The sequence below is a fragment of the Limnospira sp. PMC 1279.21 genome, from assembly GCF_032349615.1.
Taxonomy (GTDB): domain Bacteria; phylum Cyanobacteriota; class Cyanobacteriia; order Cyanobacteriales; family Microcoleaceae; genus Limnospira; species Limnospira fusiformis.
The window spans coordinates 1-2,757 of the sequence record NZ_JARPLU010000313.1 but is presented as its reverse complement, the minus strand read 5'-3'; the positions used below and the strand labels follow the sequence as shown (position 1 = coordinate 2,757).

The window sequence follows — 2,757 nt, the reverse complement described above, 5'->3', positions numbered from 1 at the left end:
TCCTCTCCGCGATAAATCACGGAGCTTCCAACCCTCCCAGGAGTTTTACGTGAAAAGCGACTCGTCGGAATTATTACCGTTGATGATATCTTGGATATCCTCGAGAAGGAAACCACCAAAGATATCTACGCCTTGGGTGGCTTACAGGCGGACGGAGATAACTATTTTCAGATCAGTTTACTCACCGTAGCCCGCCGCCGGGTCGTCTGGCTGTTAGTCTTGTTAGTGACCAATAGTATTACCGCCTCTATTCTCAAGACCCAGAGAGAGATTCTCCAAGACGTGGTAGCCTTATCCTTTTTTATTCCCCTATTGACCGGAACTGGGGGAAATGTCGGCGCTCAGTCTTCCACCGTCGTAATTCGGGGGATGAATACTGATGAAATTTGGTCTTTGGGATCTTTCCAGGTAATTCGGCGGGAGGCGATCGCCGGTGCTGTACTGGGTGTCATTTTGGGGACCTTGGCGACTATATGGGCTAGTGTATTTATTGTCCCCGGTCAAATAGCAGTGGCGATCGCAGTTGGTATTAGTTTATTGGCCATTTCCCTGTTGGCTTCTGTGGCCGGTTCCGCTTTGCCTTTTTTGTTCCGGTCGCTCAAATTAGACCCGGCTTTGATGTCTGCGCCGTCTATTACCACCGCCGTTGATGTCTTGGGGGTGTTAATATATTTGAATTTAGCTCGGATGATTTTGCCAAGTAATAGTCTCAATTAACAGAATGTTGCATTACCGTAATCTACTAGAAATAGCTGAATATGTCGGTTTGGCGGTCACTGTGGTGGGAACTGTCGCCACTTTCACCGGCCGATCGCTATTATATGGCGGCATTCCTCTCTTGATTTTTATAGCTATTGGTCTAGTTAACCGCTATCTGTTAAAGCAATATCTGCGATCGCTTACTTTCAATGTCAAAGCTAACGTTGACTTGAACACTCAGGCGATCGAACAGTTAAATCATATTGCTCAGGCTAATGCTGTTTCTGCTAATATCAACACCCTCAAATCTACCGCTAATTTAGACATGGCGGCGCTGACCGATAATTTAACTACCCTTAATGGGACTCTCCAGAATATTTTAGAGCGCCAAAATGCCCTCGAACAGGCGATCGATGCTATTCAGGGAGAGTTGGAATTGGTTGTGCGAAAGTTTCAGCAGCGACCTGAGTTAGAACAGGTCGAGAATTTAACCCATGTCATTGTCGATTTACAGCAGTTTATCAATCAACTACCCCAGTGGGGAGCCCTTCAACAGCAACAGTTAAATGAGTTACAGGAAAGAGTTTCTGGGGCGATCGCTGATTTACCTCGACAGGTTGAAGTCGCCATCAGCGATCGCTTGGATAATTCCACTTAGAATCTCAATCAGGATTTGATGTGCTTGATCAACAATTGAGTGATCGCCTGAAGTTCTTTTTTGTTAAAAGTCTTCAGTAACACCTTCACCACTTCCTTCGGATCTGCTGGTATCGTAATTTCCTTAGCAGTCGCCGGGACTCTCCCTTGGCTACTTCCCAGTTTAACTAGAGCATCACTAGGCGCTATAGCATCAGCTTTTCCCGCTTCCAGGAGTTTCGCCGCCTGCTGAAGTTCCTTAATTACCGTATTTTTCAGAACCGGGAAAGGAGCCTTGGGATTAGCGATCGCGCCATGGGTAGTTTTCACTAAATTTTGCCAAGGTTCCACTCCTGGTGCAATTTTCAGCAAATGACCACACAGCCCCGCTATTTGTTTCCGTAGCGCCGGAGATTCCGGTTTGCTCAAACCCTGCAACATCGGTTTCAGAACCGCCGTCACCTTAGCCAGCGCTGACGGTACCGGTTTACTTCCCCCAGACGAAGCCGCCGCCACCGCAGGTGTTGCCTTGCCACTCATCAAATCCGCTAGATGCTTCTCCAGCATATCATACACCGGAAGGGCAGCCTTAGCAATTTTTTCCCCCATTTCCACTGATAAACCCGACGGACTTTGTGCCCTTTCAATCAGGTTCTTTAGTACCTCATAACACTTGTTTGACAGTGTAACAACCTTGCTATCAGCTTTTATGGGAGTGTCTTTAACCGACTTAAAACAATCTTCAAGTCGTTTAGAGACCTTATTAATACTGGCTAAACTCGGCATCTGTTGCGTTAACATAGCCGAGGCTCCCTTAATCGAGTGCGCCGCTCTGTACATAGTAATCATCGGTTCGCGATCGGAGTCAGCCATAATTTTTGGCAGATCCTTCAACCCCGTACTAAGTTCTTCGAGGCGTTCTCCCGCCTCTTCCATAAAGATAGCGATTATTTTTTGGTCTTGGCTCGTCGGCACGGCTGCCCTCCTATCGACAATTTAACGCCGAGCTTTATTATGAGCGGTACTGTTAACCTGGTATGTCTTAACACTACAAGTTAGAAGCCATTGCCAGACAACCCTACTCATCACTTACCCAAAATCATGGGTTTCAAGCTCCGCCCCCTTCGACCAACTCACGGCAAGCCTTCAAAGGCGACTGGCTTTCTCTCTGTTATACTATCACCTGCACAGTTTTTCCAGGTCTGACCACTATCATAGGTTGATTGTTTAATCAATTTTAAAAAATTGCCTCACCAGAATCCGCCTCAATCCTTGACAGCCACCGGAACTAATGATATAATCTTGACACCATCCTAGATGATAGTTAGTTTTGTAACTTTTTTGTTTTTCCCATAATTACCATATAAAATTGTAGGGGCGGGTTCTGCTGTCAATTTTCCATCCCTACCCGGATACTAATAA

Annotated in this window: 2 protein-coding genes and 1 pseudogene; 2 read left to right on the top strand and 1 reads right to left on the bottom strand. The window is 46.2% G+C overall.

The genetic code is table 11. The features are described 5' to 3' along the window. Positions 1 to 33 precede the first annotated feature (33 nt). Both mgtE and P5683_RS23970 read left to right on the top strand, forming a co-directional pair. Positions 34 to 717 (top strand): annotated as a pseudogene (mgtE, locus tag P5683_RS23975) (magnesium transporter); the annotation flags it as partial. Positions 718 to 721: 4 nt separating this feature from the next. Further along, positions 722 to 1,357 carry a hypothetical protein gene (locus tag P5683_RS23970; RefSeq protein WP_006623593.1) on the top strand — a complete coding sequence of 212 codons (636 nt, stop codon included), beginning with the start codon at positions 722 to 724 and terminating at the stop codon, positions 1,355 to 1,357. An 8-nt stretch (positions 1,358 to 1,365) separates the two neighbouring features. Here P5683_RS23970 and P5683_RS23965 read toward each other — a convergent pair whose 3' ends face one another. Next, positions 1,366 to 2,310, bottom strand: coding sequence for an Hpt domain-containing protein (locus P5683_RS23965; RefSeq protein WP_006623594.1), 945 nt, complete (start codon positions 2,308 to 2,310; stop codon positions 1,366 to 1,368). Positions 2,311 to 2,757 lie beyond the last annotated feature (447 nt).

Bases quoted from the DNA above. Each gene is read 5' to 3' on its own strand.
- P5683_RS23970 (WP_006623593.1), top strand. From the start codon at position 722: ATGTTGCATTACCGTAATCTACTAGAAATAGCTGAATATGTCGGTTTG.